A 20,419-nucleotide genomic window follows, 5' to 3' on the forward strand; every position below is an offset into this window, starting at 1 on the left:
GGTCTCCCGACGCCTGACGTCCTGTCAATGCGACGCCGCGGTGGCACCCATCTCGTTAACCTGACGGAATTCGCTGAAGCGGTCGGCGCCAAACGGTTTGATCAACTCCGGTACTTTGCCGGTGGCGACCAGTTCGGCCATGGTCTGGCCGCAAATTGGCGTCGACTTGAAGCCCCAGGTGCCCCAACCGGCATCGAGGTAATAGTTCTCGACCGGGCTCAGGCCCATGATCGGCGAGTAGTCCGAGGTCATGTCGGTGAGGCCGGTCCACTGACGCATCAGCTTGAGGTTGGCCACAAACGGGAACAGCTCGACCGCGTGGGCCAGCAGTTGCTCTTTCAGTTCCAGGGTCGAACGGCTGTTATAGAGCGGGTAGGGGTCTGAGCCACCACCGAACACCAGTTCGCCACGGCCGGTTTGCTGCACGTAGCAGTGGAACGCGGGTGAGCTGACCAGTGGGTCGAGGAATGGCTTCACTGGTTGGGTCACCATGGCTTGCAGCGGATAGGTGGTAATTGGCAAGCGGAAACCGGCTTTTTCGGCCAGCAGGGTGCTGTGGCCCGCCACCGCCTGCACGGCAATGCCACATTCAATGGTGTGTTCGGCGCTGCCTTGTTTGGCTTTTACCGCCGTCACCTTACCGCCTTCCACTACGATGTCGGTCACTTCGGTGAGCTGGTGCAGTTCCACGCCGCGCTGGGTTGCGCCTTTGGCGTAACCCCAGGCCACGGCATCGTGACGAGCGGTCGCACCGTCCTTGTGCCAGAGGCCGGCTAGTACTGGCTGGTGGCCCGGGTTCATGTTCAGGGTTGGCACCAGTTCGCGGATTTGCTGCGGATCAATCAGCTCGGTGTTGCCGCCAAAGTGGGTGTTCACTTCGGTACGCTGACGGAAAGCCCGAATGGCAGAATCCGTGTGCGCCAGTGTCAGCTGGCCGCGTTGGGAATACATGATGTTGAAGTCGAACTCGTTCGACAGCTCCTTGAACAACTTCACGGATTCGGAATAGAACTTCACCCCGTCCGAGGTGAGGTAGTTGGAGCGAATAACTGCGGTGTTACGAGCGGTGTTGCCACCGCCCAGATACCCTTTTTCCAGTACCGCGACATTGGTGATGCCGTGGTACTTGGCCAGGTAGTATGCGGTGGCCACACCGTGACCGCCGCCGCCAATAATGACCACGTCGTAGCGCTTTTTCAGCGCTGTTGGCGGTGGCAAGTCGGCGTCTTTCTCGAACGGGTAGTTATTGCTAAGCCCGTATTTCAAGAGTGCAAAAGGCATGGCCTTCTCCTAAAGGATGTGTCGTCGAACAGGCGTTACTTGCGCTGTAAACGACGAGCAGCAATCAGTGTGTTTTTCATCAAGCAAGCAATGGTCATGGGGCCAACACCGCCGGGCACCGGGGTGATGGCATAGGCCTGTGGTTCTACGTCGGCGTAGTTCACATCGCCCACCAGTTTGCGTTGGGCTTCGCCGTTGCCAGACGGACGCTCGACCACGTTGATACCAACGTCAATCACGGTGGCACCGGGCTTGATCCAGCTGGCGTCAATCATTTCGGCACGGCCCACAGCCGCCACCACGATGTCAGCCTGGCGGGCCAGCTCGGCGGCGTTGGGGGTGCGGGAGTGCACAATGGTGACGGTGCAGTTGGCCCGCAACAGCATGGCGGCCATAGGTTTGCCGACGATGTTGGAACGGCCGACGATGACGGCGTGTTTGCCGCTCAGCTCGCCATGAATCTGTTCCAGCATGATCATGCAGCCCTGCGGGGTGCAGGGTTCCAGTGATTCTTCGCCAATGTGCAAGGCTCCAACGTTAACCGGATGGAAACCATCTACATCCTTGGCCGGGTCGATGGCGCGGATGATGCGGTCCTCGTCGAGGTGATCCGGCAAGGGCAGCTGCACCAGAATGCCGTGCACAGAGGGATCGGCGTTGAGGTCGGCCACCAGCTGATCCAGCGTTTGCTGGTCGGTGTCGGCAGCCAGTCGGTGTTCGATCGAGTTGAGACCGGACTCGGTGGCGCGGGCAATCTTGTTGCGCACGTACACCTGGCTGGCCGGGTCTTCGCCGACCAGCACCACAGCCAGTCCGGGCTTCAGACCGAAGTCTTTCTCGAACAGGGTGGCGGCGGTGGCGACGTTATCCAGTACCTGGGCGGCGACGGTTTTTCCGTCAATTCGAATAGCCATGATGGTCTCCTTATTTGAAGACCACGGTCTTGTTGCCGTCGATAAACACCCGGTGCTGGGTATGCAGTTTCACTGCGCGAGCCAGTGCCACGGTTTCGGTGTCGCGGCCTGCGGTGGTCAGCTGTTCCGGGTCCATGGTGTGATCAACGGTCTGTACCGACTGTTCGATGATCGGGCCTTCGTCGAGGTCGGCCGTTACATAGTGAGCGGTGGCTCCAATCAGTTTCACGCCGCGATCATGGGCCTGGTAGTAAGGGCGAGCGCCTTTGAAGCCTGGCAGGAACGAGTGGTGAATGTTGATGGCGCGACCGGCCAGTTCAACACACAAGCCGTTCGACAAAATCTGCATGTAGCGTGCGAGAACCACCAGCTCGGAGCCGGTTTCCTCGACGATATCCAGCAGCACGCGCTCCTGATCCAGCTTGTTTTCCTTGGTGATCGGCAGGTGCACAAAGCGAATGCCTTCGCGCTCGGCCATTGGGCGCAGGTCCTGATGGTTGGATACCACCGCGGTGATTTCCATGTTCAGGTCGCCCTTGTTCTTGCGGTACAGCAAGTCGGCCAGACAGTGATCGGCCTTCGACACCATGATCAGGGTCTTCACTGGCGAACAGGCGTTATGCAGGCTCCAGCTCATGCTGAATTTGGCGGCGACGTCTTCAAAACCGGCGCGGATATTGTCGATATCGGTAGCCGCTTCAAAGTGAAAGCGGGTACGCATAAAGAAGTTGCCGCTGTCCTGATCGTCGAACTGCGATTGCTCGCTGATATAAGCGCCCTTGTCAGCCAGAAAGCCGGACACGGCTGCAACAATGCCGCTGCCCGCCGGGCAGGTGGTTTTGAGTACGTATTCGGTCTTCTCGTTCTGGTGTGGCATCTTGTTCACCTTGCATTAATCAATTGGAGTAATCCCCGAATGACACCGCCGATTTGTGGATTGCGGCCGAGCGTCACCCGCAGAGATGGCTCCCTGCTATATCGTGTAAAAAATGTCGGTCTGTACTGCGCTTACTGTGTGCTTCAGCCGACGTCCTGGCGGATGGCTCCGCTCTTGGGACGCTAGCGGGTTGTTGGTTTACTGCATGGCTTCAGACGACCCGCTTATAGCTTTTATCGGCAGCCGGTAGCGGCGGCTGCCGGGTTGAATCGGGGATGAGCCGATCCGCTGTTCTGCTTGTTCCGTTTCTCATGCCTTGGCTTGAGAACCAGATTGAAGGCCGTCCATTGTCTTCTTTGGGGGTCTTACCCCCAGGCCAGACGGGCAAGCCCCCGCTTTGCGCTTCCGTTTCGCTAATTCCTCTGGCTCTGCGATATCGCGACGGACCCGCCTTCACTGGACATCCATGTCCAGAGTCGGCTCTCCGGCATCCATGCCGGTCGGTCCTGCTCAATCTTGTGCCAGAGGGCGAACCTCAAGGCGCGGAATGAAAACGCAAAATTGAATCAACATTCCGGCTCCTTGTTTATTCACTGCTGTTCGGGAATGAATTCCCTCCTACAACAGCGTTCTGTAGGAGCGATTTCAATCGCGAACCGGTTTGGCGGTTGATGGGCACGAGTGCCCATCCTATTTGCCGCGGATAGCCCCTTTTATCAGTAGCCGCCTTGACCCGGAATCCAGCTGGTCCCTGCCAGCGGCACCCGTGCCATCGCAGCAGCTTCTACGTTCAGGGCCACCAGGTCTTCCGGCTCCAGGTTACGCAGGTCGTTCTTGCCGCAAGCACGGGCCAGCGTCTGGGCTTCCATGGTCAATACACGCAGGTAGTTGGCCAGACGGTGACCGGCGGCTACCGGGTCCAGACGCTTCATCAGTTCCGGGTCCTGGGTAGAGATACCGGCCGGGTCCTTGCCTTCGTGGTAGTCGTCGTAGTAACCGGCGGCAGAGCCAATTTTCTTGAACTCGTCGTCCCACTGCGGGTGGTTACAGCCCAGTGCCACCAGAGCCGCGGTACCGATGGCGACGGCGTCAGCACCCAGTGCCATACACTTGGCGACGTCGGCACCGTTACGGATACCGCCGGAGACAATCAGCTGAACCTTGCGGTGCATGCCCATTTCCTGCAACGCCTGTACGGCTTGTGGAATGGCAGCCATGGTCGGGATACCAACGTGTTCGATAAACACTTCCTGAGTTGCCGCGGTACCGCCTTGCATGCCGTCGACCACAATCACGTCAGCGCCGGCTTTTACTGCCAGTTTGACGTCGTAGTAGGTGCGGGTAGCGCCCACCTTGATGTAGATCGGCACTTGCCAGTCGGTGATTTCACGCAGTTCCTGAATCTTGATGGCCAGATCGTCCGGGCCGGTCCAGTCCGGGTGACGACAGGCGGAACGCTGATCCACGCCCATTGGCAGGGTACGCATCTTGGCAACGCGGTCGGTGATCTTCTGACCCAGCAGCATGCCGCCGCCACCTGGCTTGGCGCCCTGACCCAATACCACTTCGATGGCGTCGGCCTTACGCAGGTCGTCCGGGTTCATGCCGTAGCGGGATGGCAGGTACTGGTACACCAGTTTGGTGGATTGGCCGCGTTCTTCCGGGGTCATACCGCCGTCACCGGTGGTGGTGGAGGTGCCCACTTCAGAGGCACCGCGACCCAGCGCTTCCTTGGCGTTGGCAGACAGTGCGCCAAAGCTCATACCGGCGATGGTAACGGGCGTTTCAATGACGATTGGCTTCTTGGCGAAGCGGGTACCCAGAGTGACCTGGGTGTTGCACTTCTCGCGGTAGCCTTCCAGCGGGTAGCGTGACATGGACGCACCGAGGAACAGCAGGTCGTCGAAGTGCGGAACCTTGCGTTTGGCGCCGAAGCCGCGGATGTCGTAGATGCCGGTTTCGGCAGCGCGACGGATTTCAGCCATGGTGGCGTGGTCGAAAGTGGCCGATTCACGCAGAGCAGTTTGGGCTTTTTCTTTATCAGACATTTCAGAATCCTCGAATCAGCGTGATCAGTAAGCAGACGCGTTGTCGACTTTGAAGTTGTACAGGTTGCGAGCGGAGCCATAACGCTTGAAGCTCTTTGGATCTTCATCCATGCCAGCGCGGTTGAGCAGGTCGGTCAGGTACTCGATGTGCTCATCGCGCATTTCCTTCTCGATGCAATCCGCACCCAGCGAAGCCACGCTGCCTTTGACAAAGATTTTGGTTTCGTAGAGGGAATCGCCCAGCGCATCGCCAGCGTCACCACACACTACCAGCGCACCGGCCTGCCCCATGAAGCAGCTCATGTGGCCCACATTGCCGCCAACCACAATCTCAACGCCTTTCATGGAAATGCCGCATCGGGCACCGGCGTCACCTTCAATCACCAGCAGGCCGCCGTGGGCCGTTGCTCCAGCAGACTGGGACGCCTGACCTTTCACGCGCACGGTGCCGGACATCATGTTTTCCGCCACGCCCTGACCGGCATTGCCGTGCACCACCACGTGGGCTTTCTTGTTCATGCCAGCGCAGTAGTAGCCAGCATGGCCTTCAATATCGACGCTCAGCGAAGCGTCCAGACCACAGGCAATGTTGTGATCGCCTTTGGCACCGGTAATTTTCCATTCACGCTCGGTGCATTCACCGGCTTGATCGTGCAGGGCCTGGTTGATCTCGCGCAGCGAGGTGTTTGCCAAATCCAGAGTTTTCATCGTGATTTCCTCTCTATCCGCGCGCTTAGCTGCGTTCCCAAACGTAGATTTTTGCTGCTTCCGGTTCCCATACCTTGGCGTTTTCGATGCCTGGCAGGGTGGTCAGCGCTTGATATTCAGATGCCATGGCAACGTAGTCGTCGGTTTCAGCCAGTACTGCTGGCTTACAGGCGATCGGGTCACGTACCACAGCGAAACCGTTGCGGGTGCCGATGGTGAAGGTGAAGAAGCCGTCCAGCTCTTTCAGCGCGTTTTCCAGCGCTTCAGTCAGGGTGTCGCCCTGCTGCAGACGGTGCATCAGGTAACCGGCACCGACTTCCGAGTCGTTTTCGGTTTCGAAGTGAATGCCCTGACGCTTCAGCTCCAGACGCAGACGGTTGTGGTTGGACAGCGAACCGTTGTGTACCAGACACAGGTCTTCACCGGTCGAGAACGGGTGAGAACCGGCCATGGTCACAGCAGATTCAGTCGCCATACGGGTATGACCAATGATGTGGGAGCCTTTCATGCCCTTCAGGTTGAAGGTCTCGGCGATGTGTTCTGGCAGGCCCACTTCTTTCAGAATCTCGATGGAGTGACCTGCACTCAGGATCAGTACTTCCGGCGCAGTCTCTTCGATAAAAGCGGTCGCTGTGGCAGCGTCACAACCCAGTTTGAACACCGCGACGGTGGCGTTCTGGAAGAAATCCACCGAGGTATCCAGACCGGTTTTCACCGACTCGGCCAATGCCGCCCAGTCATAGTTCATGTCTTCGTGACGCAGGGTCAGCTTGGTGCCGTTTTCTACTTCATCGCCGTAAATAGCAAAGCCGGCACTGTCGGGACCACGGTCGGTCATGGCAATCAGCATCGGCTCGAACAAGGCGCCGATCTGGCTCTCAAGAGCCGGATTTTTCAGGTAAAGACCAACGATTCCACACATGGCGTTTTCCTCGTTAATTCGTAAAAAGTCGGGCGTCAGTGGTCGGGAGACTGGCGCCGGGTTATTTCTTTTGTCGGACGCCGTAAGTCGGACGTCGGACGCATTTTTTGGCTTCGATATGCAGATTCAGGCCGCACGAAGCCGTGCTGTGTTTGCCAAGGCAAAAACAGCCTGTTTAATGTTTGGTATTGCGTTATCCGTTATTTGCAGGAGTGGTTTTAACCGCGATTAAGCATCGGGAATAAATTCCCTCCTACAATTCACCGGGAACACAGTGTGGTGGTTCTGAACAAGGCGTCCCGCAGCAGAATGTTCAAGACATACCAAGCCGGTAGGCGCCGAACTTCTGCGAGGACACAACGCCGTTCAGGGCCGCCACACGAAGTTCCCTTAAAAGAACTCGGCGTAACGCTTCACTTCCCAATCGCTCACATGACGGCAGTAATCAATCCACTCATCACGCTTCAGCTTGATGAACTCGTCCATCACCGGCTGGCCGATGGCTTCAGTCAGAATCTTGTCGGCGGCCAGCGCTTCAATCGCTTCGCCGAGGTTCTGCGGCAGAATTTCCACACCCAGCTCTTCGCGTTGGGCGGTTGGCATGGTGTAGAGGTTTTCGTTAATTGGCGCACCCGCGTCTAACTGGCGTTCAACCCCGTCCATACCGGCGGCGATGATGGCGGCGTGAACCAGATACGGGTTGCAACCGGAGTCTGGCAGACGGAATTCCAGACGACCGTACGGTACGCGCACCATGGCGGAACGGTTGTTGTCGCCGTAGCAAATGTAAGCCGGAGCCCAGGTCGCACCGGAAGCGGAGCCACCCACCACCAGACGCTTGTAGGAGTTCACGGTAGGTGCGGCGATGGCACAGAGTGCCTTGGCGTGATGCAGCAGACCGGCACAGAAGTGGTAAGCCAGTTTCGACAGGCCCATACCGTTGCTGTCGCTGTCGTCGCCAAACAGGTTGTTGCCGTTTTCATCAGCAATCGACAGGTGGAAGTGCATGCCGTTACCGGTACGGTCAGACATTGGCTTCGGCATGAAAGAGCACACCATGCCCATTTCGTTGGCAATCTCACCGGCTGCCATACGTACAAAGGTGAAACGGTCGGCAGAGGTCAGCGCGTCGGAGTAGGTGTAGTTGATCTCGAACTGGCCATTAGCGTCTTCGTGGTCGATCTGGTACACGTCCATGTCTACCGCTTGCAGGCTTTCGACGAATTTTTCCAGGAAAGCGCGGGAGCGGGACAGGCCCTTGTAGTCGTAGCAAGGCTTGTCGAGCACGTCGGTATCATCAACGGTGGCCAGTGAGCCATCGTCATTGCGTTTGAAAACGTAGAACTCAGGTTCCAGACCGGTGTTCAGGGTCCAGCCACGATCTTCCAGACGGCCAAGCTGATTTTTCAGTACCACACGGCTGTCGTATTCGTACGGCTTGTCGTTAACGTGGCCATCACAGGCAATGCGAGCGTAGCCAGGCTGCCATGGCACGATGCTCATGCTGCTGAGGTCGCCACGGGCCAGGAAGTCCGGGCCGTGTGGTTCCATACCCAGACCCCAGACGGCAAAGCCCGCAAAACCGGCACCGCTTTCCACCACGCTTTTCAGGTGCGCAGCCGGAACCGACTTGGTTTTGGCGACACCGTGAATGTCGACGAACTGAGCCAGTACGTACTTGATCTCGTTGTCTTCCAGAAACTGTTGCGCTTCGCTCAGTGACATACTCGAACTTGCCATGTCTTGCTCCTTAAGTGCTGACCAGTGTAGCTACCGATCAAGTTTTCTCAATAGGAAATTTATTTTCCCTTAAGTGAATGCATAGCCTGTGCCACCTTATTTCCTGTCAGGAATATTTTTTTCAAATTGCTCTGCAGCCCTTGGTATACCTATAGTTAGTTAAGAAATTTTCCCCTTAAGAAAATCGATTTCAGTGTCCGGCGGGCCAGAATGGATGGATTTTGCGCCCCAAAAAAAATCAGAGTGCACGCAAAAGCACCACGACTGAGCACGGTTTTCTGGCAATAGCAGGGGTTGGTGAGGATGAGGAGTAGTAGTGATGAGCGAAAACGGCGAGCGCTTTAATCTCGACCAATACATTGCCATGAAGGTCAAAAAGGCCAGATTGGAAGAAGGGCTGAAAATTACCGATGTGGCGCGGATCTCCGGTATCAGTCAGGGCATGGTCAGCAAGATCGAAAATGCCCAGGTGTCGACCAGTCTGGAAACCCTGTCGCGGTTGTGTACCGCCATTGGTTTGCCCATCTCCAAACTGTTCAACGATTACGATCGGCCAGACGGTGGCGCCCATTTCACGCCATCCGGCGAAGGGCTGGAGGTGGTGCGTCGTGGTACCGACAAGGGCCACACCTATCAGCTGCTGACCTACCAGCGCGGTGGCAAGCGTAATTTTGAGCCCTTCCTGATCACCATGGACGATTTGTCGGAAGTGTTCCCGACCTTCTCGCATCCGGGGGAGGAGTTCATCTATATATTGAAAGGCCGCATCGTCTATCGCCACGGCAACCATTTGTACGAAATGGGCCCTGGCGACAGCCTCACCTTTGATGCCGAAACCCCGCACGGCCCCGAGAAGCTGATTGAAGTGCCGTTGCAGCTGCTTTCGATCATCAACTATTCGGAAGAGTCGTGAGGCTGTGATCGGACGCTGACTGCAACGGTTTTTCCCAAATTTTTAGAACAACAATGGGTGTAATACCAATGGGGATCGTGCCGTCGGCGTCAAAAAACTATAAACTGATGGCCGTTGCGTAACAGGGTTACGGCAACAGGTTCTTTATTTGGCTTTGTGTTGGGACTCCGTTCATGTCGAGTTTTGGTTCTGTTTTTCTACCGGAAATGATTTCCGCCGTTTTTGATGGCTCTGAATGGCAAGCGCCAGAGTGGGTCCCAAGTGACCGCCTGACCCTGCACCCGGGCGCCCATGTGCTGCACTACTCCAGCACCTGTTTTGAAGGTTTGAAGGCCTTCCGCCAGCCAGATGGTCGCATTGCCATCTTCCGCATGGATCAGAACATTGCCCGTATGGCGCAAAGCTCGCACCTGCTGTACCTGCCAGAGTTCGAGCCACAGGCGCTGGCTGACATGATCACCACCGCGGTATCCCGCTACGCCGATGAAATTCCGACACCACCGGAATCCCTCTACATTCGTCCAACCCATATGGGCACTGAGCCTTGTATTGGTAAGGCCGCTGCGCCATCCCTGCAATCGCTGTTGTTTGTGTTGCTGTCACCGGTGGGTGACTACTTTGCCGGTGGTGCCAAGGCACTGCGTCTGCTGGTTGAACAAAGCGCTGCTCGCTGTGCGCCACACATGGGCATGGTGAAATCCGGTGGTAACTACGCCTCGGCCATGCACCCAACCATGGAAGCCCGCAAGCAATTCAATGCCGACCAGGTGCTGTTTGCACCGGGTGGCGATGTTCAGGAAACCGGCGCGGCCAACTTCCTGCTGATCGACGGCAACGAAATCATCACCAAGGCACTGGACTCCAGCTTCCTGCACGGTGTGACCCGTAGCTCCATCCTGACGCTGGCACGCGATCGCGGCATGACCGTATCCGAGCGTGAACTGACCGTGGCTGAACTGGTGGAACGCGCCAGCAAGCCGGGCTGTGAAGCAGCGCTGTCCGGTACTGCGGCGGTACTGACGTCTGTAGGCACCCTGATTATCGACGGTGAAGAACACACCATTGGCTCCGGCGAGCCTGGCCCTGTGGTTCAGTCCCTGCGTGAAGAGCTGAACAACATTCAGTGGGGTAAAACCGAAGACCGTCATGGTTGGCTGACCTACGTTTGATCTGTCAGACAGTAGACTGCAAATAACAAAACCGGCGCTTCGAGCGCCGGTTTTTGTTTGTGGGGAATGAGTTGGCGGTTTTGTTTCAGGCTACAGAGAACAAGCTATATCGAGAGCAAGCTCTCTCCCACAATCTTGTTCCGACACCCGACACCCGACACCCGACCTGCTCAAAGCACCGCAACGGATTTGATCATGGCCCATACCTGACTGCCGGGTTTAAGCGCCAGTTGATGAGCGGACTTGCGGGTTACCCGGGCCAGCAGTCGGGTTCCGGCGTGGCTGTGCAATTCAAACAGCACGGTGGCCGGGTGGCTGTCGGCCAACTCCATGGCGATGGTGCAGGGCAGGCAGTTATTCACACTGGAGCTTTGGCTTGGGTTATCTGCTGCCAGACTCACGTCGGAGGCCATGATGCGCAGCCGCACGGCTTGCTGTGGCCGGTAGTGCATGTTGCGCAGGGCAATGCAGTCGGTGCTGGTGGCTGTTTGGATTCGGGCGCTGGCCAGCTGCCAGTGTTCATCGACGTTATCGATACGAGCATCCAACACCACGCCAGCATCTTCGCCACTGTTGAGTGGAAATTCCGGGGCATCGCACACCGCTGACATCGGCCCTTGCAGCACCACCTTGCCCTGATCCAGACACAGCAGGTGATCCGCTAGCCGGCTTAATTCGGCCTTGGAATGCGTCACGTACAGCATCGGAATCTGATGGCGCTTGAGACGCTCCAGATACGGCAGAATCTCTTCCTTGCGGGCATCGTCCAGTGCCGCCAGTGGTTCGTCCAACAGCAGCAGCTGTGGCTGGTTCAGCAACGCTCGGGCAATGGCGACCCGCTGGCGTTCGCCACCGGACAATTGCTGCGGGGCGCGCTGTAACAGTGGCTCAATGCCCAGCATGGCAATGATATTGGCTGTGCCAAGGTGATGGCTGTTATTGCCCGCAGTAGCCGGTGTGGTAGTGGCTACTGCGGCCCGCTTGCGAGCGAAATCGAGATTGCCCTGAACGCTCAGGTGCTCAAATAGGCTGGCCTCCTGAAACACATAGCCGATGGGGCGCTTGTGTACCGCCAGAGGCTTTTGTCCCGGGCCTTGCCATGGTTGGTCGTTAAAACAGATGCTGCCACTGGCGTTTTCGAGCCCGGCAATGCAGCGCAACAGGCTGGTTTTCCCCGAGCCGGAGGGGCCAAAAATCACCGTGGTGCCATCACCCGGCAAGCAGGTATTCACCGCCAGCTCGAAGCCGTCACGGACAATCGACAGGTCCAGTTGCAGGCTCATAGCCAGTTATCCTTGTGAGCAGCGTTTTCACTCTCGTGATTTGGAGAGCGACTTGAATCTGAACCGTCATGCTGCGCGACTCGGGAAGTCGAGTGTTTTCCAGACGCAGGACGGGCGTACAAAAACAGCAGCACCACAAACGAAAAGCCCAGCAGCAACAGCGATAAGGTATGAGCACTGGCGTAGTCGAGTGCTTCCACATGATCGTAGATCTGCACCGACGCGACCCGGGTTTCTCCTTCGATATTGCCGCCAATCATCAGTACCACGCCAAACTCACCGACAGTGTGAGCAAATCCCAGCACTGCAGCGGTTAAATAGCCGGGTTTGGACAACGGCAGAATCACACTGAAAAAGCGGTCGAATGGGCCTGCGCCGAGTGTGGCGGCCACTTCCATCGGACGTTGTCCCAAAGCGCGGAAGGCATTGCACAATGGCTGCACCACAAAGGGCAGGGAATAGAGCAGGGAAGCCAATACCAGCCCGGTAAAGCTGAACGCCAGTGTCGGCAGGTTCAGCTGCTGGGTCAGCCAACCCAGTGGACCGTGCGGCCCCATGGCGATCAGCATGTAAAACCCCAGCACACTGGGCGGCAGCACCAGCGGCAGGGCGACTACCGCCTGAACCACCGAACGGCTGCGGCTGTGACCGCTGCTTAGCCACAAGGCCAGAGGAGTTGATAACAGCAGCAACAGCAGGGTCACCGTGGTGGCCAGTTTCAGGGTCAGCCAAAGGGCATCAATATCAGCGGCGGACAGGCCCATGGTGATACTCGGTAGTGGTCAACGAAAGGCTCCGGCATTCAGGCGCTTGTTCATGGCATCGTTAATAAGCCGGGTTGTACGTCATAGTAAGGTGGCCGGCCGGGCTGGTAAACCGGCCACAGCTGCCGCCATGCTGCATCAGTGGCTGTCAGGTTATTAGCGGGCAGGTACATCGCCAGCGGGTAAGTAACCGTACTGTGCCAGTTGCTGCTGGACGTCGGCAGACATCAGAAACTTCAGAAAGTCATGGGCGGCCTGTCGTTGGGCGTCTGTGCCCTGACGGCTGAGCACCACGGCATCTTGCAGAATCGGCGAGTAGAGCGCTGGCGGTACGACCCAGACACTGCCCGAATATGGCTTGCCCGGCTGCTGGATTTGCGACAGCGCCACAAAGCCCAGTTGGGCATTGCCACTGGCAACAAATTGCCAGGTCTGGCCGATGTTCTCTCCCATCACCCGTTTGTCCCGGGTGCTGTCCCATAAGCTCATGGATTGCAGTACCTCTTGAGCCGCCAGCCCGTAAGGAGCCAGTCGCGGGTTGGCGATGGCCAGCTTGTTAAAGTCACCTTGTTGTAACCTAGCTTGCAGCTGGGTTTGTAGTTGGTTTTGCATCTGCTCGGGTGATCGTTGCTGCCCGGAAGCCGGTGAAGCATTCCAGAGCGCCAGCTGGCCTCGGGCGTAGGTCACTCGTGATTCGCTGTCGGCATCGCCGCTGGCGATCAGGCGTTGGGGCTTTTGCTGGTCGGCGGACAGGAATAACTGAAACGGCGCGCCGTGTTGAATCTGCGCCAGCAATTTGCCCGAAGAGCCCAGAGAAACCTTGATGTCGATGTTGTGCTGTTGCGCGTACTGCTTTACCAGCTGCTTGATGGGCGCAGCAAAGTTGGAGGCCACGGCAATGTTGATGTGCTCAGCATCAGCGTTGTCTTCTCCGGCGGTACTCGGCAGGGACAGAATCAGTAGCAGGCTGGCCAAAATCGCCTTGGGCGAACTCGCTGGTGAGAAGCCTTTGGGCGCACGCTTAAAGGGCATGTAACGGATGACATTCAGCATGGGTAACTTCCCGTCAAAAACCGCCAGCATACCGCTGCGATAACAACAAACCCATATCCACCAAGGGCACAGCGATGAAACGCTGAAATTCGTCCACAGCCAGGTTGCCCATATCTGCTCCTCAGCTTAGTCAGTGGATATCCACAGTGGTATGTGAATAAGTGCAAGAAGCTGTCTCGTTTGTACACAGCCCGGTGTGGCACAATTTCATTTTATTGAACGATTGTTGATCGTTTTTGGGGCGATCCAAGCGCTCTAAAAATAGCCTTAAAAATCAGCCTCTTGTGACTTTTGGAGCGGCGAGGTGGTAGGGTTTGTTGCAGTTGAGTTCATTGCTGGGCTCTTATTTCCAAATGGTATTTCAAACTTTGTTGGTTATTTGTGCAGGTTTTATGAAGAAAGGGTTGCAAGGTATCCACAGAATCTGTGGATAAGATTGGTGGTAAGTTGAAGACAACGGCGGGGGTGGCAGTAGGCAGGGCGTTTGTTGTTGGATTGTTTAAAAAATGAACAGATCGGCGCAGGGCGGATGATTTGTGAGCAGGGATGAGGCCCGGTCATCGCGGGCCTCGTTTGGAAGATCGGCTTGGCTGATCGGTTTAGCCGATCACCTGCCTGTGGCAGGTCGTTCGATCAGCCCAAGTGGTCTTTCAATGGTGCATGCTGCTCTGCGTCCAGTCGAGGACCGAACTGGCTGACAACCTGAGCCGATGCCGCAGAGGCCAGACGACCAGCGGCAGCGAAGTCATGGCCGTGGGTGATGGCGTACATAAAGGCACCAGCAAACATGTCACCTGCGCCGTTGGTGTCTTTGGCAGTGACAACATGGCCGGTAATGGTGTGCAGCTGTGAACCGTCCCAGGCCAGTGCACCGTCGGCGCCACAGGTAATGGCAAAGCTGTTGACCTTGCTCTTCAGGGCTTCGGTGGCGGCTTCCAGCGTGTCGGTTTCAGTCAGCAGCATGGCTTCTTGTTCGTTACAGAACAGCAGGTCGACGCCGTCCCCCAGCACTTCCAGAATGCCATCGCGGAAGTATTGCACCATGGCTGGATCGGAACAGGTCATGGCAACCTTCACATTGTGCTTGCGGGCCAGCTCGCGCACTTCAACCGCTGCCGCACGGGAGGTGTCGCCGGTAACCAGGTAGCCTTCAATATAGACGTATTCAGACTGGGCAATGGCGTCTTCGTTGATGTGACGGCTGTGCAGGTCGGAGGTAATGCCAAGGAAAGTGTTCATGGTGCGTTCGGCATCCGGGGTCACCATTACCAGGCATTTGCCGGTCACGCCTTCTTCGCGGTCGTCGCCGAGGTTGGTGTCGACGCCTGCGGCCTTGAGGTCGTTAACGTAGAAGTCACCGGCTTCGTCGTTGGCAACGTTGCAGGTGTAGTAGGTGTTGGCACCAAAGTAGCTGGCACCAATAATGGTGTTGGCGGCACTGCCACCACAGGCGCGTTTTTTCAAACCGTACTGTTCGCTCAGCAGCGCCAGCAGTTCGTGTTGCTTGTCTTCGTCGATCAGGGTCATCAGGCCCTTTTCGATGCCCGCCTGTTCAAAGAAGGCATCGTCTACTTCAAACTCTTTATCGACCAGTGCGTTGCCGATACCGAAAATGTGATAACCCATATTTTTATCTACCTTGATGACGCTGTGTTAGCTGTATTAATTGTCTGGGCCAAGTGTAACAAATCACAGCCGCTTGCATGTGCCCTTGCCCGTAAGCCAATGTTTGGGTTTATGATGCAGCGATGAATTCTGTATCCCGATTTATCCAACACCACCAACGTGTTCGCCACGCGGTCTATCAAACCGAGTTCGGTATCATTCGTTCACTGAAACGCACTGGTCTGACCTTGTCAGCCCTGGTGGGGTTGCACGCATTGGTGATGATCTGGCTGGAGGGCATGACGCTCTGGCAAGCCCTCTGGCTGACGCTGACGACGCTGACGACGGTGGGCTATGGCGACCTGTCGGCCAGCACCGTGGCCGGGCAAATCGCTACGGTGGTGTTGATCTTCTTCGCCGGCATCACGCTAATGACTTTTCTGGTCAGTGATTACGTCGATTTTCGCATCGCCCGTCGGGAACGCATACGCACAGGACATTGGGACTGGAACATGGCCGATCACATTCTGATTATCAACGCCCCGAAAAATAATCTGGAAGCCTATTTCTGGCGCATGATCAGCCAGATTCGTCAGAGCGATGAATACCGCGAAACCCCCATCATGCTATTGAACGAAGACTTTGCTGACGGTCTGCCCGACAGCTTGCGCCGGTTGGGGGTGGTGCATGTCACGGGTTCGGCCAGTCGGCCGGAAGACCTCAAACGGGCGGCAGCCGAACGGGCAACCCATATTGTGGTGCTGGCGCGGGATGAGTATTCCTCGGATAGCGACAGTTTTACCTTCGATGTGTGTCACCGCCTGTTTGAATTGCACCTTGGGCACAGGGTAATTGCTGAAGTGGTTGAGGACGAAAACCGCGAGCGGCTCAAGAAGCTGAAGATCAAAACCATGCTGCGGCCGATCCGCTCCTACCCGGAAATGGTGGTGCGGGCGATGGTGGCACCTGGGGTCGAGCTGATCATTGAGGACATGTTCACCCACGCCAACGACCACGCGGTACGCTTTCCGGTGTGGCTCGAAGGAGAGCGTTGGGCCGATGTGGTGAACGCCGTGGTACAAAGCAATCTGGGCACTCCACTGGCGTTTGTGACCAAGGAAGGGGAGGTGAATACCCATCCGGATGGTGACGATAAAGTGGTGGCGCAATCGCTGATTGTGCTGGTGCACACTGAAAAAGTACCGTCCGTTCGTGACATTCAGAGCGCTATTGAGATCCACTTCAATAAGCGCCTCGCTAATCTCGACTGAAGCAGGGTAGGCTGTCGAATCACTCATAACCGCCGAGCGATCCGCCTGCCATGAACCGCAAACGCCGACATTCAACCGCCGCCCTGGTGCTGGCCGTGGCCGTCATTATGATTGCCAGCGTCAACAGCATTGCCGAGCAGCTGAGTGGAGCCAGCAACAGCCCATGTGATGACTGTGCGCTGTCGCGGGTGGAGGGGCATTTGCCGCCGCTGGTGGTTTCGCTCTCGGCGTTGATTCTGGATTTGCAGCCGAGTGTGGTGGTACCTGCTGGTATCGGGGCCGCACAGGCACCTCGGCAATCATTGTCAGAAGCTCTCCCGCAACGACTTCCACAATCATCTGAAGACGCCCGCTAGTACCTGAAGACGCCCGCTAGCGTTTCCCTTCCGATTTCGTTTCTTTTCAAATCCGGCAGACCATTCTGACCCCGCACACCTTCTGTTATAGTCGCCAGATTACGGTTTCGGAGTTCCACAATGCTGGGTCAGTTGCTGGCATTACTGTCAGACGGTCGTTTCCATTCCGGCGATGAGTTGGGTGAAGCCCTTGGCGTCAGCCGAGCTGCGGTTTGGAAGCACATGAAAAAGCTCGACGAGCTGGACATCCCTTATTCTTCGGTGAAAGGCAAAGGCTATCGCTTGCACGATGCCATTGAACTGTTGGATAAAGAAGGCATTCAGGAATCCATGACACAACGTCTGGATTGCCTCGATATTCTGCTGGATGTGGATTCCACCAATACCTGGCTGTTTGAGCGCGCTCCCGATCATCTGGGCAAGCGCTACGCCGTGCTGGCGGAAAAGCAGAACAGCGGTCGTGGCCGCCGTGGCCGTCATTGGGTCAGCCCCTTTGGCAAGAACATCTACCTGTCGTATCTGGTGACCTTGCCGGGCAGTCTCAATGATCAGGAAGGCCTGAGTCTGATGATTGCCATTGCGGTTGAGCGGGCACTGGCCCGACTGGGGATGGACGGTGTCGGCTTGAAGTGGCCGAACGACGTCTATCTGGACGGCCGCAAGGTCGCCGGCATTCTGCTGGAAGGCCGTCAAACCCAGCCGGACTTCTGCCAGATTGTGATTGGTATTGGCCTGAATGTGGCGCTCAGCGACCGCGATGCCGAGCGCATCGAGCAGCCGTGGGCAGCCTTGAAACAGTACTTGCCGGGTGTGTCCCGCAATCAGGTGGCCAGTGTTCTGCTGGACCAGCTGGGCAGTATTCTGGATGAATTCAAACGGGAAGGTTTTGGCCCCTGGATCAATCACTGGGCCGAGCGCGACATCTATTATAAGAAGGATGTTATCTTGTCCGGCGGAAGTGAGCCGCGCATTGGTGTAGCCAAAGGCGTTAACCGTAAGGGTGAACTGCTGTTGCACACCGACCGTGGTATGGAAGTGATTGTCGCTGGAGAATTAAGTGTCCGTCCTGTTAATTGACGCTGGTAACAGCCGAATCAAATGGCGTTATCAGGCCGACGACGGCGTTATGGTGCGCGGTGGCTGTGATCATGCGGATGTCGTGGATCAGGCCTGGCCGAAGGTTGCCCGGGTGCTGGTATCCAGCGTTCACGACAATCCTTGGTTACGCCACCAGTTGGAACAGCAATTCGGTGCCAGCCTGGTGTGGCTGTCGCGAGCGCTGGCTGACTACCCTGATTTCAAACACTGTTACCCCAACCCGGAGCGTTTGGGGGTAGACCGCTGGCTGGCTATGCTGGGCGCGCGTCAACATTGCAATGGACCGGTACTGGTGGTCGACTCGGGAACGGCGCTGACGCTGGACCTGATGGATGCCGACAATCAACATCTGGGCGGCTATATCGTACCGGGGTTGACGCTGGCGCAGCAGTCGCTGTGGCAGAACACCGAGCGGGTACGGCCTTATACCGATGAGCAGATGAGCGACAAACTGCAACCCGGCACCGATACCGTAGGGTGTGTCAGTGCTGGTGTACGTCGTCAGCAAGTGGCGTTGGTGCAACAACTGATGCAGGAATATCGTCATCACACGCCATTCTTTACCGGCGGTGACGGTGAGTGGCTGGCACGCAGCCTGGATCAGACCTATTCCCCTGAACTGATTTTCGATGGATTGGATGCTTTATGCGCTGGATATTCTTCTGTCTGGTAATTCTGAACATTGCCGTACTGATCCTGTACTGGGGTAAGCAGCAGCAACCACAGGCCAATAATGAGCCGGTGGTTATGGCCTCTGGCCAACGGCTGACGCTGACCTCGGAAGCAACGGTGGCATTGCCTCGTATTACCCGCCAGCCCGAAGCTCAAGCGGTGGCTCAGCAACGTTGTTTCCTGCTGGGGCCGTATCAGGACATTGTTGATGCCAATTACGCCCGCGCCCGTGCTGAAGCACTGGGCGTTGCCGGCAGCACCCAGACCACGCAGTTGCCGACCCAGGAAGCCAAGGAGTTCTGGGTCTTTGTTCCACCTCGCGCCAGCCGCGAAGAAGCTCGCAAAGTGCTGCGTGAACTGCAGCAACGCAAAGTCGACTCCTACATTATTAATGCCGGTGAATTGGCGGAAGGTATTTCCCTCGGCTTGTTCCGTAAGGAAGAGTCGGCCCAGCAAGTTGCCGATAAGGTGAAGACCTACAACATTCCGGTTGAAGTGCGCATCAAGAACGACATAAAGGAAGAACACTGGCTGGAAGTGAACGCCAGTCCGGAATTCGGCGAGCGTTTGCGTCAACGTATCCTCGCGGATGACCGCGATGTGGCCTGGCAAATGACCGATTGCCAGGAATAATAGCGAGCAAGACGGTTTTTGATCAAACCTTGAACAAAAATGGCCGTGATTGATTATTAACTGCTCAAATCTCCCTCGAAATCGGCTAAGTTGATAAAAAATAAGAAAAATTTCAAAAAAGTGTTGACGGCCCAAGGCTCCATACATATAGTACGCGCCATCAAAGACGCAGCGGCAACGGCCAGCAGCTATTACAGCTTCTTTGATAACAACTAGGTGGGGTTCCCGAGTGGCCAAAGGGATCAGACTGTAAATCTGACGCGAAAGCTTCGCTGGTTCGAATCCAGCCCCCACCACCATATTTTAAAGCATTGCCAAGGCGGTGCTTCGGAGCGAGGCAGGAGCCTGCGGTTCCTGGCTTGAGGCCTAAAGGTTCGCGGGTATAGTTCAATGGTAGAACCTCAGCCTTCCAAGCTGATGATGCGGGTTCGATTCCCGCTACCCGCTCCAGTATTACTGACCTGACCAGTTTTCAGGCAGTCGAAACAAGAAGTTTCGCTGATGTAGCTCAGTCGGTAGAGCGCATCCTTGGTAAGGATGAGGTCGGCAGTTCGATTCTGCCCATCAGCACCATTATTTAAACAGCAAAAAGGTAGGCCATAGGCCTGCCTTTTTGTGTATGTGTCGGTCTGAAATCTACCACCACGTAAGAGAGAGAAGGTCATGGCTAAGGAAACGTTTGAGCGTTCCAAACCCCACGTAAACGTAGGTACTATCGGTCACGTTGACCATGGTAAAACTACTCTGACTGCTGCGCTGACTCGCGTATGTGCAGAAGTATTCGGCGGCCAAGCCGTTGCTTTTGACGGTATCGATAACGCTCCAGAAGAGCGTGAGCGTGGTATCACCATCTCTACTTCCCACGTAGAGTACGAATCCACTGACCGTCACTACGCGCACGTAGACTGCCCGGGACACGCTGACTATGTTAAAAACATGATCACCGGTGCCGCTCAGATGGACGGCGCGATCCTGGTATGTGGTTCTACTGACGGCCCAATGCCTCAGACTCGTGAGCACATCCTGCTGTCCCGTCAGGTTGGTGTACCTTACATCGTAGTATTCCTGAACAAAGCAGACCTGCTGGCTGAAGACTGCGGTGGCGCAGACTC

The 20,419-nt window shown here is 56.5% G+C and carries 19 protein-coding genes and 3 tRNA genes; 11 read left to right on the forward strand and 11 right to left on the reverse strand.

All coding sequences use genetic code 11. From position 1 onward, the window contains the following. Positions 1-24 precede the first annotated feature (24 nt). From G516_RS0120245 to glnT, 7 genes are all read right to left on the reverse strand, one after another. Positions 25-1,281: an FAD-dependent oxidoreductase gene (locus G516_RS0120245; protein WP_028295196.1), complete on the reverse strand. Its 1,257-nt coding sequence runs from the start codon at positions 1,279-1,281 to the stop codon at positions 25-27. A 35-nt stretch (positions 1,282-1,316) separates the two neighbouring features. After that, positions 1,317-2,195, reverse strand: coding sequence for a bifunctional methylenetetrahydrofolate dehydrogenase/methenyltetrahydrofolate cyclohydrolase FolD (gene folD / locus G516_RS0120250; protein WP_156879125.1), 879 nt, complete (start codon positions 2,193-2,195; stop codon positions 1,317-1,319). A gap of 10 nt (positions 2,196-2,205) precedes the next feature. Continuing rightward, positions 2,206-3,072 (reverse strand): formyltetrahydrofolate deformylase, encoded by an 867-nt coding sequence (gene purU, locus G516_RS0120255; RefSeq protein ID WP_028295198.1) that lies wholly within the window; start codon positions 3,070-3,072, stop codon positions 2,206-2,208. Between the two features lie 716 nt (positions 3,073-3,788). Then, positions 3,789-5,120 carry an FMN-binding glutamate synthase family protein gene (locus tag G516_RS0120260; RefSeq protein WP_028295199.1) on the reverse strand — a complete coding sequence of 444 codons (1,332 nt, stop codon included), beginning with the start codon at positions 5,118-5,120 and terminating at the stop codon, positions 3,789-3,791. Positions 5,121-5,144: 24 nt separating this feature from the next. Further along, positions 5,145-5,828 carry a GltB/FmdC/FwdC-like GXGXG domain-containing protein gene (locus G516_RS0120265; protein WP_028295200.1) on the reverse strand — a complete coding sequence of 228 codons (684 nt, stop codon included), beginning with the start codon at positions 5,826-5,828 and terminating at the stop codon, positions 5,145-5,147. Positions 5,829-5,853: 25 nt separating this feature from the next. After that, the gene (locus tag G516_RS0120270) at positions 5,854-6,750 is read right to left on the reverse strand and encodes a class II glutamine amidotransferase (protein WP_028295201.1); all 897 of its coding nucleotides are present in this window, start codon (positions 6,748-6,750) and stop codon (positions 5,854-5,856) included. Between the two features lie 390 nt (positions 6,751-7,140). Further along, entirely contained in the window at positions 7,141-8,490 is a 1,350-nt protein-coding gene (gene glnT, locus G516_RS0120280) for a type III glutamate--ammonia ligase (RefSeq protein WP_245582710.1), read from the reverse strand. Positions 8,491-8,809: 319 nt separating this feature from the next. On the opposite strand from glnT, the gene G516_RS0120285 reads away from it, so the two are divergent. Next, positions 8,810-9,403 carry a helix-turn-helix domain-containing protein gene (locus G516_RS0120285; protein ID WP_084645281.1) on the forward strand — a complete coding sequence of 198 codons (594 nt, stop codon included), beginning with the start codon at positions 8,810-8,812 and terminating at the stop codon, positions 9,401-9,403. 173 nt (positions 9,404-9,576) lie between these two features. Beyond that, positions 9,577-10,572, forward strand: a complete 996-nt coding sequence (locus tag G516_RS0120290) for a branched-chain amino acid aminotransferase (protein WP_028295205.1) — start codon at positions 9,577-9,579, stop codon at positions 10,570-10,572. Between the two features lie 170 nt (positions 10,573-10,742). Here G516_RS0120290 and modC read toward each other — a convergent pair whose 3' ends face one another. The 4 genes from modC to G516_RS0120315 form a co-directional block, all read right to left on the reverse strand. Then, positions 10,743-11,855, reverse strand: a complete 1,113-nt coding sequence (modC, locus tag G516_RS0120295; protein WP_036537660.1) for a molybdenum ABC transporter ATP-binding protein — start codon at positions 11,853-11,855, stop codon at positions 10,743-10,745. After that, positions 11,852-12,619 carry a molybdate ABC transporter permease subunit gene (modB, locus tag G516_RS23560; protein WP_084645282.1) on the reverse strand — a complete coding sequence of 256 codons (768 nt, stop codon included), beginning with the start codon at positions 12,617-12,619 and terminating at the stop codon, positions 11,852-11,854. Before modB ends, modC begins: the two co-directional genes overlap by 4 nt. A 156-nt stretch (positions 12,620-12,775) precedes the next feature. After that, positions 12,776-13,672, reverse strand: coding sequence for a molybdate ABC transporter substrate-binding protein (gene modA, locus G516_RS0120305; RefSeq protein WP_051219664.1), 897 nt, complete (start codon positions 13,670-13,672; stop codon positions 12,776-12,778). 633 nt (positions 13,673-14,305) lie between these two features. Beyond that, positions 14,306-15,298: an adenosine kinase gene (locus tag G516_RS0120315; protein WP_028295208.1), complete on the reverse strand. Its 993-nt coding sequence runs from the start codon at positions 15,296-15,298 to the stop codon at positions 14,306-14,308. 122 nt (positions 15,299-15,420) lie between these two features. Between G516_RS0120315 and G516_RS0120320 the strand changes: the two genes are divergently transcribed. The 9 genes from G516_RS0120320 to G516_RS0120360 all read left to right on the forward strand — a co-directional run. Then, positions 15,421-16,548 carry a potassium channel family protein gene (locus G516_RS0120320; protein WP_028295209.1) on the forward strand — a complete coding sequence of 376 codons (1,128 nt, stop codon included), beginning with the start codon at positions 15,421-15,423 and terminating at the stop codon, positions 16,546-16,548. A 50-nt stretch (positions 16,549-16,598) separates the two neighbouring features. Then, complete coding sequence (locus G516_RS0120325; protein WP_028295210.1) at positions 16,599-16,904, forward strand: hypothetical protein; 306 nt, start codon at positions 16,599-16,601, stop codon at positions 16,902-16,904. 120 nt (positions 16,905-17,024) lie between these two features. After that, positions 17,025-17,981 carry a bifunctional biotin--[acetyl-CoA-carboxylase] ligase/biotin operon repressor BirA gene (birA, locus tag G516_RS0120330; RefSeq protein ID WP_028295211.1) on the forward strand — a complete coding sequence of 319 codons (957 nt, stop codon included), beginning with the start codon at positions 17,025-17,027 and terminating at the stop codon, positions 17,979-17,981. Continuing rightward, positions 17,962-18,675, forward strand: a complete 714-nt coding sequence (locus G516_RS24205) for a type III pantothenate kinase (protein WP_051219665.1) — start codon at positions 17,962-17,964, stop codon at positions 18,673-18,675. Before birA ends, G516_RS24205 begins: the two co-directional genes overlap by 20 nt. Beyond that, entirely contained in the window at positions 18,648-19,307 is a 660-nt protein-coding gene (locus G516_RS0120340) for an SPOR domain-containing protein (protein ID WP_028295212.1), read from the forward strand. The genes G516_RS24205 and G516_RS0120340 overlap by 28 nt, the downstream gene beginning before the upstream one ends. Before the next feature lie 215 nt (positions 19,308-19,522). Further along, a tRNA-Tyr gene (locus tag G516_RS0120345) sits at positions 19,523-19,606 on the forward strand. A gap of 77 nt (positions 19,607-19,683) precedes the next feature. Continuing rightward, positions 19,684-19,757 (forward strand) — tRNA-Gly (locus G516_RS0120350). 47 nt (positions 19,758-19,804) lie between these two features. Next, a tRNA-Thr gene (locus G516_RS0120355) sits at positions 19,805-19,880 on the forward strand. 90 nt (positions 19,881-19,970) lie between these two features. Beyond that, a partial coding sequence (locus G516_RS0120360) for a GTP-binding protein (RefSeq protein ID WP_028295213.1) occupies positions 19,971-20,419 on the forward strand: 449 nt, incomplete at its 3' end.

The sequence above is a fragment of the Oceanobacter kriegii DSM 6294 genome (genome assembly GCF_000422845.1).
GTDB classification, from domain to species: domain Bacteria; phylum Pseudomonadota; class Gammaproteobacteria; order Pseudomonadales; family Oceanobacteraceae; genus Oceanobacter; species Oceanobacter kriegii.